This window comes from Domibacillus sp. 8LH, assembly GCF_038806185.1.
Classification (GTDB): Bacteria; Bacillota; Bacilli; order Bacillales; family Domibacillaceae; genus Domibacillus; species Domibacillus indicus_A.
Map to the genome: position 1 here is coordinate 1 of NZ_JAVJNG010000347.1, position 233 is coordinate 233.

Annotated in this window: 1 protein-coding gene; it reads right to left on the reverse strand. The window is 42.1% G+C overall.

The window, feature by feature from the left end; all coding sequences use genetic code 11:
• Nucleotides 1-233, reverse strand: a 233-nt coding sequence (locus tag RG959_RS24965; protein ID WP_342799383.1) for a P-loop NTPase, incomplete at both ends; no start/stop codon positions are given.

Sequence of the window (233 nt, forward strand, 5' to 3'; positions counted from 1 at the left end):
TCCGTAATCACGATCTCAACTGAGTCATGATGGGGTTGTTGGTAGTAAAGCGTACTGGCAATTAAGCGAGCAGCATCAGCATAAGTTTTACTCACAGTAGCTTGGTTATCCATTGCTATTAATTTGCCTTGCTCTGAGTATTCGCGAATATCAATCGCCAGTGGAATTTTTGACAATACAGGCACACCATGACGCTGAGCTAATTTTATTGCGCCGTCTTTACCAAATACATG